15 protein-coding genes are annotated in these 21,052 nt (G+C 35.7%); 6 read left to right on the top strand and 9 right to left on the bottom strand.

Annotated features, from left to right (window positions below; all coding sequences use genetic code 11):
* Positions 1-2 precede the first annotated feature (2 nt).
* From ACHRV3_RS00950 to ACHRV3_RS00935, 4 genes are all read right to left on the bottom strand, one after another.
* Positions 3-968, bottom strand: coding sequence for a T3SS effector HopA1 family protein (locus ACHRV3_RS00950; protein WP_395434165.1), 966 nt, complete (start codon positions 966-968; stop codon positions 3-5).
* On the bottom strand, positions 955-2,058 hold the full coding sequence (locus ACHRV3_RS00945) for a phosphotransferase family protein (RefSeq protein ID WP_395434164.1): 1,104 nt from the start codon (positions 2,056-2,058) through the stop codon (positions 955-957). The genes ACHRV3_RS00950 and ACHRV3_RS00945 overlap by 14 nt, the downstream gene beginning before the upstream one ends.
* 72 nt (positions 2,059-2,130) lie before the next feature.
* Positions 2,131-3,564 carry a hypothetical protein gene (locus ACHRV3_RS00940; protein ID WP_395434163.1) on the bottom strand — a complete coding sequence of 478 codons (1,434 nt, stop codon included), beginning with the start codon at positions 3,562-3,564 and terminating at the stop codon, positions 2,131-2,133.
* A gap of 1,150 nt (positions 3,565-4,714) precedes the next feature.
* The gene (locus ACHRV3_RS00935) at positions 4,715-5,236 is read right to left on the bottom strand and encodes a hypothetical protein (RefSeq protein WP_047775235.1); all 522 of its coding nucleotides are present in this window, start codon (positions 5,234-5,236) and stop codon (positions 4,715-4,717) included.
* 123 nt (positions 5,237-5,359) lie between these two features.
* Between ACHRV3_RS00935 and ACHRV3_RS00930 the strand changes: the two genes are divergently transcribed.
* A complete protein-coding gene (locus ACHRV3_RS00930; protein WP_395434162.1) occupies positions 5,360-6,127 on the top strand; it encodes a sulfite exporter TauE/SafE family protein in 768 nt (255 codons plus the stop codon).
* Between the two features lie 102 nt (positions 6,128-6,229).
* On the opposite strand, the gene ACHRV3_RS00925 is transcribed toward ACHRV3_RS00930, so the two are convergent.
* On the bottom strand, positions 6,230-8,944 hold the full coding sequence (locus ACHRV3_RS00925; RefSeq protein WP_395434161.1) for a T9SS type A sorting domain-containing protein: 2,715 nt from the start codon (positions 8,942-8,944) through the stop codon (positions 6,230-6,232).
* Between the two features lie 236 nt (positions 8,945-9,180).
* On the opposite strand from ACHRV3_RS00925, the gene ACHRV3_RS00920 reads away from it, so the two are divergent.
* The gene (locus ACHRV3_RS00920) at positions 9,181-11,517 is read left to right on the top strand and encodes an ATP-dependent helicase (RefSeq protein ID WP_395434160.1); all 2,337 of its coding nucleotides are present in this window, start codon (positions 9,181-9,183) and stop codon (positions 11,515-11,517) included.
* Between the two features lie 128 nt (positions 11,518-11,645).
* On the top strand, positions 11,646-12,266 hold the full coding sequence (locus ACHRV3_RS00915) for an L-threonylcarbamoyladenylate synthase (protein WP_047775227.1): 621 nt from the start codon (positions 11,646-11,648) through the stop codon (positions 12,264-12,266).
* 482 nt (positions 12,267-12,748) lie between these two features.
* Here ACHRV3_RS00915 and ACHRV3_RS00910 read toward each other — a convergent pair whose 3' ends face one another.
* The 3 genes from ACHRV3_RS00910 to ACHRV3_RS00900 are packed head-to-tail and all read right to left on the bottom strand — an operon-like array spanning position 12,749 to position 15,104.
* Positions 12,749-13,582: an OmpA family protein gene (locus ACHRV3_RS00910; RefSeq protein WP_047775225.1), complete on the bottom strand. Its 834-nt coding sequence runs from the start codon at positions 13,580-13,582 to the stop codon at positions 12,749-12,751.
* 32 nt (positions 13,583-13,614) lie between these two features.
* A complete protein-coding gene (locus ACHRV3_RS00905; RefSeq protein ID WP_395434159.1) occupies positions 13,615-14,634 on the bottom strand; it encodes a glycosyltransferase family 2 protein in 1,020 nt (339 codons plus the stop codon).
* Positions 14,635-14,660: 26 nt separating this feature from the next.
* Complete coding sequence (locus ACHRV3_RS00900; protein ID WP_395434157.1) at positions 14,661-15,104, bottom strand: type I restriction enzyme HsdR N-terminal domain-containing protein; 444 nt, start codon at positions 15,102-15,104, stop codon at positions 14,661-14,663.
* Positions 15,105-15,199: 95 nt separating this feature from the next.
* Between ACHRV3_RS00900 and holA the strand changes: the two genes are divergently transcribed.
* From holA to ettA, 3 genes are all read left to right on the top strand, one after another.
* Positions 15,200-16,204, top strand: a complete 1,005-nt coding sequence (gene holA / locus ACHRV3_RS00895; RefSeq protein WP_047775220.1) for a DNA polymerase III subunit delta — start codon at positions 15,200-15,202, stop codon at positions 16,202-16,204.
* 73 nt (positions 16,205-16,277) lie between these two features.
* Complete coding sequence (locus tag ACHRV3_RS00890) at positions 16,278-16,460, top strand: CAL67264 family membrane protein (protein WP_047775219.1); 183 nt, start codon at positions 16,278-16,280, stop codon at positions 16,458-16,460.
* Between the two features lie 34 nt (positions 16,461-16,494).
* Positions 16,495-18,189, top strand: a complete 1,695-nt coding sequence (ettA, locus tag ACHRV3_RS00885; protein WP_047775217.1) for an energy-dependent translational throttle protein EttA — start codon at positions 16,495-16,497, stop codon at positions 18,187-18,189.
* Positions 18,190-18,875: 686 nt separating this feature from the next.
* Here the strand turns inward: ettA and recQ are convergent.
* Entirely contained in the window at positions 18,876-20,990 is a 2,115-nt protein-coding gene (gene recQ, locus ACHRV3_RS00880) for a DNA helicase RecQ (protein WP_395434156.1), read from the bottom strand.
* Between the last annotated feature and the right edge of the window lie 62 nt (positions 20,991-21,052).

The raw sequence follows: 21,052 nt of genomic DNA, 5'->3' as shown, positions 1-21,052 counted from the left end.
TTTTAATTGAATAGTATTTTTGTTCCTTTATTGAGAAAAGTCGTTTTAGGATCTATTCCTCTTTGTAGAAAAGCGCTTCCAATTTCGTTAACAACAGCTGTTGCTACCAGTTTTTTGTGTGTAGTTCGGAAGAGTGCTTCAGCTAGTATCGTTATTCTGTTCATTCCGAAACTTTCATTCTCATTCGGACTTTCAGCTATACCAACTCCTTTGGCATACGGATAAGCAAAAAGAGGCACATCTTCTTCAAGGTAGTCCTCCATTTCGCTATAAATTTCAGGAAGTAACATTTTGATTATAGGAATCATAGTGTCTTCTATATAAAGTACTGCTGCATCCCTTCGAAAATACAAATCAGGGTGATTAAGGCATTTAAAGAGAAACGGAATCGAATAATAGTTTAGTTTTTCGGTAATGCTTTTTATAAGTTTTGGCGCACCATCGCTGTTACAATTCCAATATATTCTCGTGAAATTTTGAAACGGATTCATCGATTGATCACTAAAAACATAATAAAAAGTAGGTTGCCTCTGTCTGTCTTCTTTTGGAAATAAAACCGAAACCGTTTGCCCAATTTCTGCAGTTGATCCGGACGGGACATCTACTAAATGAGAAACGTGTATGACTTGCAGTTCGCTCTGTTTTGTTACTTCTAAATACCCGTTTGGATGTATGTTTTTTACAATCCAATCCTTTTCTGTTCTGTTTTTACTTAGATTATTTTGAGAAAGCAATTCCAAAAAAGAGTCATTAGAGTCCGTAAAATGGAGCGCTCTTTCCTTCTGACCTGTCTGATAGCTTTCTTTTAAGGCATAACATTCGGAATACAATATGCTAATGAGACTGCTCATTGCATCCTCAGGCGTAATAGCATATTGTTTTTCTCTAAATTGGAGAAAAGAGTCCGAAATATGAAGTTGACTAATCAGTCGCGTAAGTTCTTTAACGATGGTTTTATCCTGGAACATAATCTTGTTGTAGTTTTATATTAAACAATTCCTGTAATGCGTTAAAAGGATCACTCATAATATTGAATGCCAATTGAATACAACGCATATTATTCGCTTCGATTTTTGAATTATAAGTAATTCCTTCTAAACTCGTCTGAATAATTCTGGCTGCTGTTAGCTGAATTATTTTTGCCAAAATAGTACCATAATACGATTCAGGATATTTTTGTATGGTCATATATTCATAAAGGAAAGCCTGTGCCGAAGATTGGGTGTTTTTGATATCGTAAGCTTGCATATACTCAGGTAATTGGTAACCGGCAGGGTCGTTATTATCAAATCCAAGGAGCCAAACGCTGATATACGATTGCATGAGTCCGGCAACATCCCACAACGGATCGCCAATGTCAGCAAGTTCCCAATCGATGAGTTTTTGTGTGAAACCTTTTTCATCTTGAGTAACCATAAAGTTGATCCATTTGATATCACCGTGTATCAAGTGGGTGTAATTCCACGATATGGCCAAGTTTATTAATGCGTTTTGCAGGACCTGATTCTCTTTTATCAGGTTTATAATAGAAGTGCTTGCTTCATTGTTTACAAAAAATTGATCGGCATCGTATTTATCCAATTGTAATACCCACGGCAGGTTTTTTGGAAACATTGATGCACTTGTTTTGTCTTCAGGTACAACATGACATGCTGATAATATAACAGCTTGCTCGCGGGCAAGGTTTAAGTCGAAGTTTTTGGTAAGCATATAATGCTCATATAAGTTTTTTGCATCATATAACAGTTCGGTTACCATTATATTAGCCGTATCATCGTAATCCAATAGTTTAGGAACAACAGCAGCAATTGATGAAAATTCTGCATTGTTTTTAAATAAAGTATAGGTACTGATTTCTCTTTGAAATAAACCGTCACTAACGATATCTTTTTGCATTTGCTTCACAAAAAGAGAATTCTCAGGACGGACTATTATTTTCATGATGGTATTTCTGGTCTTTACCGGATGTACCATAAAATTGCCTTTAATCACTGCCTCTTCATCAATAAGTTGACGTTTATGTAGATACTGATATACGGTTTCTGGAGTTAATTGCATTGCGTAAGATTTAAGGATTAAAAAACAATCGCAGGATTGTTTAGACCCTGCGATTTTTAAAATTAAATAGTATTAACAAATAAAAGGTATTCCGGTGCACGATGCCGTTGGGATACAAGACAAGGTTGGAACACACGATACAGTAGGCACACACTGATTTACCGGTAATGTCGGTATTGCAGCAGCATTACCCTGATAATCAGCACCTAAATGCCTGCATACTATAGGATTAGTTGGGGCACAAATTAGTGTATAAGTACTTTGTTGTGTGCTTCCCGCTTGAGCAGCAACACCATTACAAATAAATGGGATTCCAGTGCACGATACCGTTGGGATACAAGACACTGTAGGAATACAAGATACCGTAGGTATACATTGATTCACCGGTAATGTCGGAATTGCAGCTGCATCGGCAACAGCTCCTGTTGGTCTACATGCCATTGGCAATGTTGGAAAACACAATACAGTATGTGGTGGTCCCGCATTTACACCGCCAGTACTTTGAACAGCATCATTACAGATAAAAGGTATTCCTGTGCAAGATATCGTTGGAATGCAAGAAACAGTAGGAATACAAGATGCTGTAGGAATACATTGACTTACAGGTAATGTTGGTATTGCAGCAGCATTTGCATCAGTAGCACTTAGTTGTCTGCATACCGGAGGATATGTTGGAAAACAAACTAATGTTCTGGCTTCCGCATTGGCAGTATTTCCAGCTTGAAGTGCCGCACCATTGCAAATAAAAGGGATTCCCGTGCAGGATACCGTCGGAATGCAAGATACAGTAGGAATACAAGACACTGTAGGGATACATTGATTTACCGGTAGTGTAGGTATTGCAGCTGCATTTGCACCAGTATCTTGCTGTGTAAGACAAATAGGGGATATCCCTGTTACACATGATGTAATAGTTGGAATGCATTGTACAGTTGGTATCGGAAAGCATTTCGTAACCGGTATGGTTGGAAAAGCGGCCTGGCTACTCAGATAGTTGTTGTAAATATCACCTTTCAACAACGGAGTAGCTGTATCATCGCAGTGACATCCAGCATCTAAAGCACCACTAGCGTGTAACGTTAACAAACTTGTAAAATGAGAATCGTCAATATCACTTTCGATGCCTGCTACTAATAACGGCACAGAGAATGTGTGGCTGAAATTAAAGCATTTCCATCCATAAAACGGAATGTCGATGCAAGGATTCAGAGCCAGATCAAAACTAAAAACACCGCCGGCTTCATTGAAGTTTGCGATGCTTATGGTAACTTTGAATTTACTAAAAGGCTGCCATGTAAAACTTACATTACTATTAAAACTAAAGCTTTTAGATACATTTCCGAAAGGAGTTCTTAATTCTATTGTGATCGTAACCTGACCTTTGACAGCACTGGCAGAGACACACGCGCTACATCCCAGAAATGATGGGGTACACCACTGTGAGGCAGCAAGGCTGTCGTACCCTTCGTACACAGCCCCGTTTTCTACGTTAGAAATTTTAGTCATAACTTATTGGTTGATTTGTTACCTACTCTTTTTTAGGGTTTTTCGGCTTCCTTCCCTGTTTTTTGGTTGATTTGCTTATTGTTTGAAATAAATATGGACTATAACTTTTTCTCTTTAGCATGTAAACACATGATGGTTTTTATTGTCATATAATATTCTGATAATAAGATAAATAACAATTGACGCATGCTTTTCAGCTGTTATTAAGGAATAAAATTACTGGGGATGTAAACCTGTAAAGGAAGAAATGACACGAAGAGGGAGAATTTTTGTCATGAAAGCAGAAAAAATAGACATAAAAAAACTATTTCACGGCAATAAAAAGGCTTAAGTGATTAAAAATCAATAATTTAAATAAATACATCTAAGTGGTTATTTGTGATTTATCGCGACGCAGTTATTGAAGTAATAAGCCTTTTTTTTCGATAGTCCTGTCCTTTCGACGAAGGAGAAATTACATCTAATATTCGACAAAGATTAGAGCTTTTCTTTGCGGAATTTCTTGTGTGATTTCTCCTTCGTCGAAAGGACAAACCAAGGGTATTGTGTAAAATTAGGTGGAGTAGACAAACTAAATTTTAATACTCATTTTTGTTACCAGTCCACAGATTTTGGGTTTGATCCATAATCAGTGCAAATAGGAAATAAAAAAACAGCACGCAGATCTAGCGGATTAAGCGGATTTTCGCGGAATGCGATAATTAAAAATCTGCTACCCGTCCGATAGCGAACTGGCGAAGCAAATCTGCGTGAAAAAAAATCAGTGCAAATTTTTTTAATCTGTGGCAAAAGAACAATTCGTGAAGATTTGTGCAATTCGTGGCAAAAAAACAGCCATAGCTTTCAATAAAGTATAATTAGCACTTTAACAAAGAGTAACTAACTTTTGAGAAATGACATTCAAATAGGAAATAAAAAAAATAGCACGCAGATCCAGCGGATTAAACGGATTTTCGCCGCAGTGTTTCTGCTATAATCTGCTAGATCTGCGTGAAAAAAATCAGTGCAAATCTCTTTAATCTGTGGCAAAAGAATAATTCGAGAAGATTCGTGAAATTCGTGGCAAAAAACAACGATTTCAGACAATAAAGAAGAAAGAGGAAAAAAAATGAAAGATTGACCAAGCATCAATCTTTCAAAATAATTTGGTTTACCACATTTCGGCAACCTCATTTTTTATGTAACCCAAAGCTGCGTTACTTGGAGACTGTTTTTCTAATAAATCGTTCAAAATTACTTCACGTAATTTATCAGCATTCTCAACACGGTCGCTCATTGCGGCTTTGCGAATAATTTGTATGGTTGAGTTTTTCGCAGTGGTAATAATAGTCCAGCATTCGTCGGACATATAAATCTGTTGCGTCAGATTGTGTTCAAATTCCTGTTCGATCTGATCAATTACAAAATTCTCATAATCGTGTTTTTCGTTAGAAATAGGAGCAATTCTAATCAATAACTTAGTCAGATTAATACGTTCTAAGTACAAGGTCATACGCTCGTATGCCTGTAAACGTATTGGTAAGGATTCTTTATGAGCCTGTTTGTTTAATAAAAAAGCACGTTTTCTATCGTTGTTTTTAATATGTAATTCAAAAAAACTGTAGGCTACAAATCCGGTAACGATAGCTGGTAAAGTATAACTGGCTAATTCTATAATTCGTGTAAAATCCATTTTCGTAATTTTTCAACAAAAATATACTTTTTGAGGAGAAATCCACTTTAAAATTATTGTAATAAACAAAATGGAAGGTTACTTTTGTTCCCGATTTATTAAACCTGCTGATACCCAACCAAAATGGAATCCTACTTAATTATTTTACTTTGTTTAGCTGCCTTTGCTGCAGGATTTATTGATGCCATAGTTGGAGGAGGAGGGTTGATTCAAACACCAATGGGCTTAATTTTGCTACCCAATTTACCTGTTTCTACCGTGATCGGAACTTTAAAAATTCCAGCTTTTAGCGGAACTGCGGTAGCCGCTTTTCAATACCTGAAAAATGTCGTAATTCAGTGGCGATTATTACTGATTATGATGGCGCTGGCAGTCCCGTCAGCTTTTTTGGGTTCGACTATTCTAACCCTTGTCAGTAATGACTTTATGAAACCGCTATTATTGGTTGTTTTGTCATTGTTGTTTATCTATACTTATGTAAAGAAAAACTTCGGACAGCAGGTTGCCAAAGACCATTCAGCAAGAACCCAAATTATGTATGCTGTTGTAATAAGTATAATTATTGGATTCTACGACGGCTTTATCGGGCCAGGCACAGGAAGTTTTCTGGTTGTGGCTTTTATAGCGCTTTTAGGTTTCGATTTTCTTCACGCTTCCGCGAATGCGAAAATGGTCAATCTGGCAACCAATTTTGGTTCAATTTGTCTGTTTATGATAAAAGGAAAAATCATCTGGACAATTGCCATCCCAATGGCCATTTGTAATGGAATAGGAGGGTGGGTTGGCGCCAAACTGGCCATCAATAAAGGAAACGGATTTATAAGGATCTTCTTCCTGGTGGTGGTAATTGGCACTTTGATCCGTTTTGCTTACGACGTATTTTATAAGTAAAGAGGCTAAGATAATAAGGCTCTAAGTTTCTGAGATTTCTTTTAAAGAAAAACTTAGAAACTTAGAGCCTTTGTACTTTAATAACTTTAAAAAAGTGGTATTCTAATTTTTAATAACCTTCAGAGTATCACTTTTACCCTCCGAATATACCTTCACAAAATACAGACCTGATTTTAAAGCTGTAAAATCAATTTCTACACTGTTTTTGTTATAAGTACGATTAAATTGAAGTTGCCCCAGGATATTGTAAACCTGAACTTCGGTAATATCCTCACGATTGGAAATGGTATAATATTCTTTTACCGGATTTGGATAAGTCACCAAATTAGGCAGATTGTTTTCTTTTACTCCAAGTGTAGCAGAATATACGGTTATCGGAAGCCTATAGCTGCTTTCTACACCATTTATACTTTGTGATGCGTAATAGGTTGTTCCGTTAACCAAAAGTGTTGTAGCAGGCAACAAAGTTTCAGTATCTGCGGCACTTTTGTTTGTTGTTTTATTGTTGATACCGCAATCACTTTGCAAAGTGTACCATTTTAAAGCTATTCCATCCACTTTAAGATCTGCCAAAGTCTGTCCATTTGTGAAAGGTTGATAAATTTCGCCAGCTGGATTTGAACTTGAAGTACTGTTGGACGTCTTGTAGCGAACAATTCCACTTTTGTTAACACCATCAAGTTTATCAAAATAACCGTAAAAAAGTAAATCTTCACAGTTTTGAATCGCAAACTCTTTAGAGCTATTATAGGTCGTACTGTTTGTTAATTTTCCATCCGAACTAAGCGTTACTTTTTTTGTTGAGTCAGTAGCGTAAGTAGCTAAGAATAGATTAATCTCCCCATTTTCATAAAAATCAGAACGATTAACTTTACTTGAAGCAAAAGAATAAGTGCTAAAGGTAGGATCAGCCGAACCATTAGAATTTACTCTTGTCAAATAAAGATCTTCACCATTGGAACCAGTACGATATCGATCATAGTAGGTAATTAATAGTTTACCATCATTTAGTTCTTTTATTTTGGAATAAGGATAAATTCCGGATTTGAAAGAACTGTCTTTCGTGCCGTCTTCATTTAATTTTATAACCGGATAATAGGTATAATTTGGATTGTAATCCAGAAAGGAAACTAAAACTTTATTATCGGACAAAGGAGCTATTCTAAATGGCTTTTTGTATTGGACACTTTTGTAACCATTATCAAGTGAACCATCTGAATTAAGTTGAATGATATTAAAGGAATAATAACTTCCTGCTGTGTTAATAAAAACACCGTTTTCACCTATCATTAGAATTTTTCCATTACTTAAAAGTTGGATATCAGATGGGTTGTAGGACACATACTGATCTATGTTAAAAGTAGCATCAATAGTACCATCAGGTTTTAATCTAATGATAGAGGTTGCACGACCATCTATCAACAGCGTACCATTATGAACCAATATAATTTTTCCGTCTTTCTGCTCCAAAATGCGATATGAACTGTCTGTATCCGCTAATATTCGAATCTTTGGATCCAGCTTAAAACTTGGATCGTAGGTACCGTTTTGATTGAGTCGGCATATATTTCTCACCGGAGTATCATTGTAGGTTGTAAAATTCCCAACTAATAAAACCTTTTGATCTAATAGTACTTTCGATAAAAAAGGAGACGTTTCATTAAAAAATAAATTAGGACCTGAATGCGGATTAAAAGTCAAATCAAGACTTCCATCAACATTTATTCGATGTATATCAGCTCTTGTAATTCCTTGACTGTCTTTAAAACGAGCACTGATAATTATTTTATCCCCTTGAAAGTGCAAAACTCCTTCGTTTAGGAAACCTACTGTATTGGTGTATTTAAAAGTGGGATCTGTTGATCCATCAGGATTTAATCGGATAAATTTATAATAGTCAATATTAAGGATGATTTTATTGTCTTTTTGTATATAAACTTTTCTTATTCTTTGCTCTCTGTCTGTAAATAATTTAAATCCCGTATCTCTTGTCCCATTTGCATTTAGCCTAACAATAGAGTAAGAAATGGTTCTGCCGTTCTCGACATAATTACATCCAACTGCTATTACTTTTCCATCAGGCTGCACGGCTATGTCATCGATAGTACTATTATCTGCCGTTTCAAAGCCATTCGTCACAAATTTTTGCACAGGATCGATAGTAGCAATTATTTTAAAGCTTGAATCCATTTTCCCATCAGCAAAATATCGTGATGGTCTTGTTCCGCCTACAGCCACATAATTTCCATCATTCTGGATCACTATTTTTTTACCGGCAGATTTCCATTTAAAAGTAGGATCAAGACTTCCGTCCGCATTTAAGCGCACAAAACCTACCGCATAAACGTCATTCAAAGTATCAAACGCACCGTAGAGAATGATTTTCCCATCCTCTTGATAAATGATATCATTGATTCTATAAGTATCGGTATTGGTGTTTTTTATAGTTGTAATAGTAAAACCTGCGTTAAGCGTTCCATCTGCATGAAAAGCTTTTAATTTACCGCTGTAATCAAGCGTTAAAAAAGCACCATCTGATTTAGCAAATATCCGAATGTCTTTTGATGAAAAAGAAGCCGTCGTATTAAAAGTATTATCCCGGCTTCCATCCGGATTCAAAAGCAATACATTACATTCAACCTGTCCATTTTTATAGACACTTAGTATTTTATTGTTTGGAAGCAGAACCGCACCGGATCCATTTTTTTGTTGATAAACTCCATCATCTTTGGGGTTAAAAGTAGGATCTAGTCCCGGGTTTTGAGCCAGTAATTTTAAACTTAAAAATAAAAGTAATAGTAGGTAAAATTTCTTCATAGACAGTTTTTTATAGTTAAGATAAAAGTAAAATTTTATTCAAATAAATCCTGTTATTTTGCCTGAAATTTTAACATTTCTCACAACCTTTTTAGAAAAAGTCAAGATCTTCTGTTTAGAGCGTCTTTTACTTCAAAAGAGAATATAAAATAAGCACGTTTTATTGTTTAGAACCTCAGAAACTTACTAGCTTATTAAAACTAGAATTCTTATTTTTGCCTAAATAGAAAAATTTCATGCAAAATTATATTGACCAGCTAAACGAAGCGCAAAGAGAACCCGTTTTACAAAAAGACGGGCCAATGATTATTATTGCTGGTGCAGGTTCAGGAAAAACCCGTGTTCTTACCATTAGAATTGCTTATCTGATGCATCAGGGTGTTGATGCTTTTAATATATTGTCGTTGACTTTTACGAACAAAGCAGCTCGTGAAATGAAACACAGGATCTCTGATATCGTAGGATCTGCTGAGGCAAAGAACCTTTGGATGGGGACATTTCACTCTATTTTTGCCCGTATCCTTCGTGCCGAATCAGACCATTTGGGATACCCGTCAAATTTTACGATTTATGACTCGCAGGATTCCGCAAGGTTGATTTCTTCGATTATTAAAGAAATGCAATTGGATCGCGATGTCTATAAACCAAAACAGATTCTAGGCCGAATTTCAAATTATAAAAACAGTTTAATTACGGTTAAAGCCTACTTCAACGATCCTGAGTTGCAAGAAGCCGATGCTATGGCTAAAAGACCTAGGTTAGGAGAAATTTATCAGCAATATGTTGAAAGATGTTTCAAAGCCGGAGCAATGGACTTTGATGATTTGTTGTTGAAAACCAACGAATTGTTAACCCGTTTTCCCGAGGTTTTATCAAAATACCAAAACCGTTTTAGATATATTTTGGTTGATGAGTACCAGGATACCAATCACTCTCAATATTTGATTGTAAGAGCATTATCAGATAAATTTCAAAATATTTGTGTGGTAGGTGATGATGCGCAAAGTATTTATGCTTTCCGTGGAGCGAATATCAATAACATTCTGAATTTTCAGAAGGATTATGAAGGGGTAAAAATGTTCCGATTGGAACAAAACTACCGTTCTACCCGAAATATTGTAGAAGCGGCCAATACCATTATCGATAAGAATAAAACGAAACTGGATAAAATCGTTTGGACCGCAAATGATTTCGGACCAAAGATCAAAGTACACCGAAGTTTAACCGATGCCGAGGAAGGTCGTTTTGTGGCCAGTACAATTTTCGAACAAAAAATGCAAAATCAGTTGCATAATGGTTCCTTCGCTATTTTGTATCGTACCAATGCGCAGTCGCGTGCGATGGAGGATGCTTTGAGAAAACGCGATATTCCGTATCGAATTTATGGTGGTTTGTCTTTCTACCAACGTAAAGAAATCAAAGACGTTTTGTGTTATTTGCGTTTGGTTATTAATCCAAAAGACGAAGAAGCATTGATACGTGTGATCAATTATCCGGCTCGTGGAATTGGAGATACAACAGTCGAAAAATTAACTATTGCTGCCAATCATTATAAAAGATCGATTTGGGAAATAATGGTAAACATCGATAAAATTGATTTGAAACTGAATACAGGAACAAAAAACAAGTTGAAAGATTTCGTGACCATGATTCAGAGTTTTCAGGTTATTGATCAGAATCAGGATGCTTTTTATATTACAGACCACGTAGCCAAAAAAACAGGTTTAGTACAAGAGCTTAAAAAAGATGCTACTCCGGAAGGAATGGCTAAAGTTCAAAATATCGAGGAGCTTTTAAACGGTATAAAAGACTTCACCGAAGGCCAAAGAGAAATTGACGGCGCAAGAGGTGCTTTGTCTGAATTTATGCAGGATGTTGCCCTTGCTACCGACTTAGACAACGATACAACCGATGAAGATCGTGTCGCTTTAATGACCATTCACTTAGCAAAAGGATTGGAATTTCCTCATGTTTTTGCAGTCGGAATGGAAGAAGATTTGTTTCCGAGCGCCATGAGTATGAGTACCAGAAGCGAACTGGAAGAAGAGCGACGTTTATTTTACGTTGCCCTGACACGTGCCGAGCATCAGGCGTACTTAACGTATGCACAATCACGTTACCGTTGGGGAAAATTAACCGATAGTGAACCTTCCCGATTTATTGAAGAAATTGATGGGCAATACCTGGAATATTTAACTCCGGCAGAAACGAATTACAGATACAAATCCCCGATTGACGGTGATATTTTTGGAGATATTGACAAATCAAAATTGCGACTAGCAAAACCGATTGGAAGTACTCCTCCAAAACAGCACACCAATAATGAGCCAAGACCGGATTCAAATGTCCGCAAGTTGAAACCTGTTGTGGGAACAAATCCAAACAGTAGCGCTCCGAATTTATTCGATAATAAATTGACAATCGGAAATGTCGTAATGCACGAACGTTTTGGTAGAGGAGAGGTAGTCAATTTGGAAGGAGTTGGCCCCGACAAAAAAGCCGAAATTAAATTTGAAGTAGGCGGACTCAAGAAATTATTACTTCGATTTGCTAAATTAGATGTGGTAGGATAACGAGTAATTTGTTTTAAGTTTCAGGTTTAAAGTTTCAAGTTCTCATCACAAGTCCTTAAACGTAAAACATGAAACGTAAAACGTGAAACTTTAAACGTAAAACCAGAAACTTTAAACAAAAAAAACTCATGGCAGAATTTATAAAAATATACCCCGATAAACCAAGTGAAGCTGCGATAGCCAAAGTGGTAAAAGTACTTCAGAATGGTGGTCTGGTGATTTATCCGACCGATACAGTGTACGGATTGGGTTGTGATATTACCAATTCCCGTGCGTTGGAAAAAATAGCAAAAATAAAAGGCGTAAAGCTGGAGAAAGCAAACTTCTCCTTCATTTGTCATGATTTAAGCAATTTATCCGATTATGTGAGACAAATTGATACGTCAACATTTAAAATCCTGAAACGAGCGTTGCCTGGGCCTTATACTTTTATTTTGCCGGGAAATAACAATTTGCCAAAAGAATTTAAGAAGAAAACCACTGTCGGTATTCGTGTGCCGGATAATAATATTGTTTTAGAAATAGTAAGACAGTTAGGAAACCCAATTGTTTCTACTTCGATACGCGATGAGGATGATGTAATTGAATACACAACAGATCCGGAACTCATTTTTGAAAAATGGCAAAACCTGGTAGATCTTGTTATTGACGGAGGTTATGGAGATAACGTTGGTTCAACAATTATAGATTTATCTGAACATGAGCCTGTAATTATCAGAGAAGGAAAAGGAGATATTGATATTCTGTAAAAAATAAAAGAATACAATTTTAAGATAATAAAGAATGGTTTGATTAATTTACTTGTGAATTAATTAAACCATTTTTCTTTTATTTAAAAAACTGAGTAATCCGGAATACGCTTTCAGACGGACCGTTTATACATTTACAAGTAGGAGAGCAACTCAAATATTGAAAACATTGTTTTTCTGAGTAAATGGAAAGAAAAGAAAGTGGGAGATAAACTGCTGTTAAACGATACAATACAGCAATAAAAATCTAATTTGCAGCTATAAATTGAAACCTTAATAGTGCTTTTGTAAAAAAAAACTTAAAACGTATCGTAATTTAAAAATAATAACTAACTTTAATATCAGTTAAAATTTAGTTAGTTAATTAAAAATAATGCTATTCTTGATTTATATTTAATTGGTTATTAAACAAAGTTAAGAATACATAAAAGCAGGTCGTTCGACCTGCTTTTTCTGTTTAAAAATGATATGGAAATAAAGAATTATTTCGATTGTTTTTTCATTTCTTTTTCAATCATATCGTAGAATTGATCGATTTTTGGCATAACCACAATACGAGTTCTTCTGTTACGAGCTTTATTTTCAGGAGTGTCATTTGCAACTAAAGGCACATATGAACTTCTACCTGCAGCAATTAATTTCGCTGGATTTACACCAAGATCATTTGTTAATACACGTACAATAGCAGTAGAACGTTTCACACTTAAATCCCAGTTGTCTAAGATAATTCCGTTGCTTTTGTAAGGAACGTCATCTGTATGACCTTCAACCATACATTCAAAGTCCGGTTTGTCATTTACAACTTTAGCCACTTTAGCTAAAACTGTTTTTGCTTTATCACTTACGTCATAACTACCACTTTTAAATAATAATTTATCTGCAATAGAAATAAATACAACTCCTTTTTCAACGTTGATTTCGATGTCCGGATCGTTGATTCCAACTGCTCCTTTTAAGCTTGTTACTAAAGCCAACGTCACACTGTCTTTTTTAGTTAAAGCATCTTGAAGTCTTGATATTTTTAAATCTTTCTCTTTTAAACTTTCTAAAGATTTCTCCAGATTTTCAGCTCCTTTTGTAGTTAATACAGTCAAATCTTTCGAACTGTTTATTAAGTCCTGATTGTGTGATTTATAACTTTCAGCAGTAGCTGCTAAGCCCGCTTTCTCTTCCAAACATGAATTAAGTTTTACAGTACAAGAATTTAATAAGTCTTGAGTCTCTTTGTTTTTAGCTTCTAATGCCGCGTATTGTTTCTTCGAAACACACGATGTTAAAGCCATTAATACGGATAGTGCAATTACTATTTTTCTCATAATTTTAATTTAATTAGACGTTGATTACAAATTTAGTTTTTAATATATTGAATTCTGTTAAAGATTTCTTTAAATAATGTCAATTTTTCCACGTAATACAAGTAAACGATACTTTTGACACTATAGTATTGTTGGATCTGAAAATCTTTTCTTTTTCTTTTATACGCAAAAAACAGGCCATAAAATGAGAAATGTGCTTTCAAAATCGCAATAGTATGTTGAAATTTTCCTTGAAAAAGAAAACGTACTCCCGCAATTCCGTCTAAAACCATTCGGATGAAAAGAGTGGAGAGCAACCCTTTTTTCGGAAGGTTTTTCACCATCATTAGCAACGAATTCCTGAAATTCAGATACGTTTTTCTTGGATTCCCTTGTTGTAATGTCGCGCCTCCCACATGATACACTATCGATTGTGAATTGTATTTAATAATATACCCTTCATTTAAAGCACGCCAGCACAAATCGATTTCCTCCTGATGCGCAAAAAAAGCAGCATCAAAGCCTTCTAATTCGTGATAAACCTTACTTCTAATAAAAAAACAAGCGCCGGAAGCCCAGAATAATTCGCAATTATCATCGTATTGCCCATTGTCTTTCTCAATCGTTTCAAAAATACGTCCACGACAGTAAGGATAGCCATATTTGTCCAAAAAACCACCCGCTGCACCGGCGTATTCGAAATATTCTTTATTTTTAAAGTCCAGAATTTTAGGTTGAATAATAGCCGTTTGCTTTTCATCGTCAAACATTTCTATAATAGGTTTCAACCAATTTTCTGTTACCTCGATATCTGAATTGACTAAAGCGTATAGTTCGGCATCAATATGTTGTAAAGCATCGTTGTATCCTTTCGCAAAACCATGATTACCATCATTTTTGACAATCTTTATGGTTGGGAAGTTTTCTTTGACGAAATTTATAGAACTGTCCGTTGAAGCATTATCTGCAACATAAATAGTGGCTTCTGCCGAAAATTGGATGACAGAAGGCAAAAACTGCTCTAACAATTTTACTCCATTCCAATTTAAAATTACGACTGCTATTTTATCCAAAAGTATTTTTTTATAATTTATTAAATTTATTTATAGTCCGGAAGCGATGGTAAAAACGCATATTTCTCGTTTTCAAAGTCCATTTGACAATAATAATGATTCAGACCGTTCGTAACATTCAAAAACCGTGCCTGCATTGTCATATTATAACGGGCAATCTGGTCAAAAGTTGCCTGCGATATTTTTACTTCAGGAGCTTTGCACTCTACCAATATATGTATAGAACCATCAGAATTAAAGACCACAACATCGTAACGCTTTCGCAATCCGTTGACTGTCAGGGCTTTTTCTACATTTATAAGTGATTTGGGGTATTTTTTCTCCTTCATTAAAAAATGGACGACATGCTGACGCACCCATTCTTCCGGGGTAAGAATGATGAATTTTTTCCTGATTTCATCAAAAATAGACACTTTATTTTCGCTATTTTTGAATCGGAAAGTATAAGTAGGGAAATTTAATTTTAGCATAAAGCAAAAATATAAAATTGTTGCAGGTTTCAAGTTTAAAGTTTCAAGTTATTGGAGCGTAAACTTGAAACCTGCAACTTGAAACATCAAAATGAATGGATGAAGTTGTAAAAATTGTAAATGATATAAAAGCCGGAAATATTAAGCCAATTTATTTTTTAATGGGTGAAGAGCCTTATTATATTGATAAGTTAGCGGAGTACATGGAGAAAAATCTACTTGCAGAAGAGGAGAAAGGATTCAACCAGACTGTTTTATACGGAAGAGATGTTTCTGTCGAAGATATTGTTTCAACGGCTAAGCGCTATCCGATGATGGCTGATCGTCAGGTTGTTATAGTAAAAGAAGCGCAGGACTTATCCAGAAATATTGACAAAATAGAATCTTATGTCGCTAATCCAATGGAAACGACCGTTTTAGTCTTTTGCTACAAATACAAAACACTTGATAAACGTAAAAAAGTAACCAAACTATTAGCTCAAAAAGGAGTTGTATTTGAAAGTAAAAAATTATACGAAAATCAGGTTGGTGACTGGATCAAAAGGGTATTAGCGGGAAAAAAATATACAATTGATCCGAAAGCAAATGCCATGCTGGTTGAATTTTTAGGTACCGATTTAAGTAAAATCAATAATGAACTTGAGAAATTACAGATTATTTTACCGCAAGGAACTGTAATTACACCACAACATATTGAAGAAAATATCGGTTTTAGTAAAGACTACAATGTTTTTGAATTAAGAAAGGCAATCGGAGAACGCAATCAGATTAAAGCCTACAAGATTGCAGAAAACTTTGCTCACAATCCAAAAGAATACCCGCTGGTAATGACAACCGGACTGGTATTTGGATTTTTTATACAACTGCTGAAATACCACGGACTCAAAGACAAGAATCCTAAAAATGTAGCTACAGCCATCGGAGTAAATCCTTATTTTTTAAAGGAATACGACCTGGCAATAAAGAATTACCCGATGCGAAAAGTAAGTCAAATTATAGGCGCATTACGCGATATTGATGTAAAAAGTAAAGGAGTTGGGGCGAATGCATTGCCACAATCAGATTTGTTAAAAGAAATGCTTTACAAAATATTTAATTAAGCCATGAAAATTCACGATATTTGCATTTCCAAAAAAATAAAAAATAATCTAGATTAAAAAATAATTCACAATTATGGGAATGAATAAAAATACTGTTTTAGGATGGGCTACTTTTATAATGATACTTATGGGATTGTTATTAATAGGTCTTGGAGCTTTTAGATATAGTGATGTTTCGGGTTGGGGATTTGGAGCTGTAGGTGTTGGTTTCTTTGCTAATGCATGGGTTTTTAATGCTTTAAAAGGTAGAGTTTAAAATAAAAATATAGAAATTTAAAAAATAGATCATAATGTCAGACGATAAGAAAGTAATTTTCTCCATGTCAAAATTGAGTAAAACCTACTCAAGCAGTGACAAACAAGTACTAAAGAATATTTATTTAAGCTTTTTTTACGGAGCTAAAATTGGTATTTTAGGTTTAAATGGTTCCGGAAAATCTTCTCTTTTGAAGATTATCGCCGGAGTTGATAAAAATTATCAGGGTGATGTAGTTTTTGCTCCGGGTTATACTGTTGGTTATTTAGAGCAAGAACCACAATTAGATGAAACGAAAACAGTTATTGATATTGTTCGTGAAGGAGTTGCCGAAACCATGGCAGTTTTAGAAGAATACAACAACATTAATGATTTATTTGGTCTTCCTGAAAATTACGAAGATGCGGATAAAATGGACAAATTAATGGACCGTCAAGCAGCTTTACAAGATAAAATTGATGCGCTTGGAGCTTGGGAAATTGATACCAAATTAGAAATCGCAATGGATGCTTTACGTACTCCGGACGGAGATACGCCAATCAAAAACCTTTCTGGAGGAGAGCGTCGTCGTGTAGCTTTATGTCGTTTGTTATTGCAACAACCTGATGTATTGTTATTGGATGAGCCTACCAACCACTTAGATGCGGAAAGTGTACTTTGGTTAGAGCAACACTTAGCGCAATATGCCGGAACTGTTATCGCGGTAACGCACGATAGATACTTCCTGGATAATGTAGCGGGTTGGATTCTTGAATTAGACAGAGGAGAAGGTATTCCATGGAAAGGAAATTATTCTTCTTGGTTGGATCAAAAATCAAGCAGAATGGCATTAGAAGAAAAAGTAGCTTCTAAACGTCGTAAAAACTTAGAGCGTGAGTTGGACTGGGTTCGTCAAGGAGCAAAAGGGCGTCAGACAAAACAAAAAGCACGTTTACAGAATTACGACAAATTATTAAACGAAGATCAAAAACAACTGGATGAAAATCTGGAAATCTATATTCCAAACGGACCTCGTTTAGGAACAAATGTAATTGAAGCTAAAAATGTTGCGAAAGCATTTGGAGATAAATTATTGTATGATAATTTGAATTTCACTTTACCACAAGCCGGAATCGTTGGAATTATCGGACCAAACGGTGCCGGTAAATCTACTATTTTCAGAATGATTATGGGAGAGCAGGAAACCGACAGCGGAGAATTTTCTGTTGGAGAAACCGTAAAAATCGCTTACGTAGATCAATCACACTCTAACATTGACCCAAACAAAACAATCTGGGAAAATTTCTGCGATGGTCAGGAATTAATCATGATGGGCGGACGTCAGGTAAACTCTCGTGCTTACCTAAGCCGTTTTAACTTTGGAGGAAGCGATCAGAACAAAAAAGTTGCTATGCTTTCGGGTGGTGAGCGTAACCGTTTGCACTTGGCAATGACACTAAAAGAAGAAGGAAACGTGCTTTTATTAGACGAACCTACGAATGATTTGGATGTAAATACACTTCGTGCACTTGAGGAGGGTCTTGAAAACTTCGCTGGTTGTGCTGTAGTAATTTCACACGACAGATGGTTCCTGGACAGAATTTGTACTCACATTCTTGCCTTTGAAGGAGAATCTGAAGTGTACTATTTCGAAGGTGGTTTCTCTGAATACGAAGAAAACAAAAAGAAACGTTTAGGTGGTGATTTAACTCCAAAACGTTTGAAATACAAAAAATTAATCAGAAACTAAATTCCTGGGGGAATTTAAATTCCAATTTTATAAATTCCAAATTCCAATCTTTGTAGGTTGGGGTTTGGGATTTTTTTTTGGTGAAACTCTGAAAATTTAGTTGTAGATAAAGTGGTGCGCTATACGGTAATTTTATTGCTAACCTATCAACAGCAAACCCCACTGTCAGGCTGAGCGAAGTCGAAGCCCCTTTTTACTTAAATAGCCTTCGACTTCGCTCAGGGTGACAAATCGTTTTAAATTTTCTATCTGTTGTGATCATTTTATTTTTACCCCAATAACACCGAACCATAAGCATAAACAAAAAACAAAACTAATTCCCTTACTGTCAGGCTGAACGAAGTCGAAGCCCTTTATTACTTAAATAGCCTTCGACTTCGCTCAGGGCGACAAATCGTTTTAAATTTTCTATCTGTTGTGATCATTTTATTTTTTAACCAATAACACCGAACCATAAGCATAAACAAAAAACAAAACTAATTCCCTTACTGTCAGGCTGAGCGAAGTCGAAGCCCTTTATTACTTAAATAGCCTTCGACTTCGCTCAGAGTGACAAATCGTTTAAAATATTCTATCTGTTGTGATCATTTTATTTCTTAACCAATAACACCGAACCCTAATCTATAAACAAAAAACAAACCTAATTTTCTTTCTGTCACGCTGAGCGAAGTCGAAGCGCACGCGCCCTACTTTTTATTATACCTCTCAATAACCGCAAGACCCAATCTGATTTTATCATACGAAATACTTCCTTCAAAATGATCAAAATAAGGTTTTAGAGCAGTAGGATTTTCTAATTTTATTTGCGCTCTTTCTAATAGAGCAATTTCTTTAGAAGTAACAAACTTGCTTAAGTCAATATCATAGCCCTCCACATATAATTTGGCCAAATGTGAGACTATTGTCGAAAGTCCGAGTTTTCTTTTGAAGGCGATTTCTTCAACAGAGCTACCGCTTTGGAATAATTCTAAAGTTGCTTTATAGGTATTGCTTTCTTTTTTGGTTTTTGTGTTGGTCTTTTTCTTTTTATAAAAATCAATAATCGCGTCTATGAACTCTGATCCATATTTTTCAAGTTTGACTTTTCCAACACCATCAATAGTCAAAAATTCTTCATCACTCATTGGGCGAACGGTTTCCATTTGACGTAAGGCGGCATCACTAAAAATTACATAAGCCGGAACTTCTTCTTCCTGCGCAATTTCGTAACGCAATTTTCGAAGCGTTTCAAAAAGAGAATTTTTGGCAACTGTTGCTTTTTCTTCTTTTATAGCGTTTTTGTCGATCACTTTTTTGACAACGGTTGTCAGTTTAACTTTTTCGCCTTCAAACAACACTTTCTTTGCAAAGGGTGTTAGTAAAATTTTATTGTGTTGATGAAAGGCAATTTCGCAATATCCTAAATTGATTAGTTGTATTAAATACTGATTCCAATCGTACCAGGAAATATCAGCGCCAATTCCGTACGTTTTTAGCGTTTGATAATTTTTTTCGTAGATATACGCGTTTTTTGAGCCTCTTAAAAAATCAACAATTACAGCCAAGGGTTCAGATTCCTGCAAACGGATAATCGCTGACAATGCTTTCTGTGCTAAAATTGTTCCGTCAAAGAAAACGGGAGGATTTTTACAAATATCACAATTACCACAATTCTCCGTAACCAACTCACCAAAATACGAGAGCAGAATTTTGCGCCTACAGCTTAAAGCATCGGCATATTGCTTCATTCGTTCCAGTTTTGCCAATTGCACATCGGCGTTTAGACCTTCTGACGCGAACTTCTGGAGCTGAATCACATCGGCATAACTTTCAAATAAAACAGTTTCAGACGGCAATCCATCACGACCGGCACGTCCAATTTCCTGATAATAGCCTTCAATATTTTTGGGAAGATTGTAATGCACCACCCAACGCACATTGGATTTATCAATCCCCATTCCGAATGCAATTGTCGCACAAACCACCTGACAATCATCGTTTATAAATTCATCTTGTGTTTTTGCCCGTAGCTTATTCTCTAAACCCGCATGATACGCTTTTGCTAAAATTCCTTTCTTTCGAAGTTTATCGGCTAATTCTTCTGTGGTTTTACGACTTAGACAGTATACGATTCCCGATTCGTTTGGTCGCTTTTCAATAAAATCTGTAATTTGTTTGATACGATCCAAAGCAGGACGCACTTCAAGACTTAGATTTTTCCTGTCAAAAGAAGCTACAAAAGTTTTTGGGTTTCTTAAATTTAACTGTTTTGTAATATCCGTACGCGTTGCTTTATCAGCTGTAGCGGTCAATGCCAGAATTGGAGTAGAAGGGAAGCGGCTTTTCAAATACCCTAAATTGGTATAGGCCGGACGAAAATCATGACCCCATGACGAAATACAATGTGCCTCATCTATAGCGATTAAGCTGATTGTTAACTCATTAAAAACCGCATCCAAATAAGACAAACTTTCTGGGGCTATATACACCAGTTTAATCGTATTTGACTTTAGGTGATCGATGTAAAATCGCTGTTCTTCAGAAGATTGACTACTATTAATATAACAGGCCGAAATACCATTCGTTTTCAGACTGTCTACCTGATCTTTCATCAACGCAATCAGTGGGGAAACAACAATGGTAATTCCGGGAAGCACTAGCGCCGGTAACTGAAAACAGATTGATTTTCCTCCTCCGGTTGGCATAATAGCCAGTGTATCCTGACCGGAAAGTATCGTGTTTATAATCGTTTCCTGATTGGGTCTGAACTTTTCAAATCCAAAATTTTCTTTTAGTTTGGCATGTAGTATCTGTGAATTCATCTGGCGCTAGTACTTTAGAATTATGTAAATATAGTATTTTTCTTATAAATAATAATAAGTTT

The organism is Flavobacterium sp. FlaQc-49, assembly GCF_044005985.1.
Classification (GTDB): domain Bacteria; phylum Bacteroidota; class Bacteroidia; order Flavobacteriales; family Flavobacteriaceae; genus Flavobacterium; species Flavobacterium cupriresistens.
The sequence above is the reverse complement of the archived record's forward strand: the minus strand, read 5'-3'. Positions and strand labels throughout refer to the sequence as shown.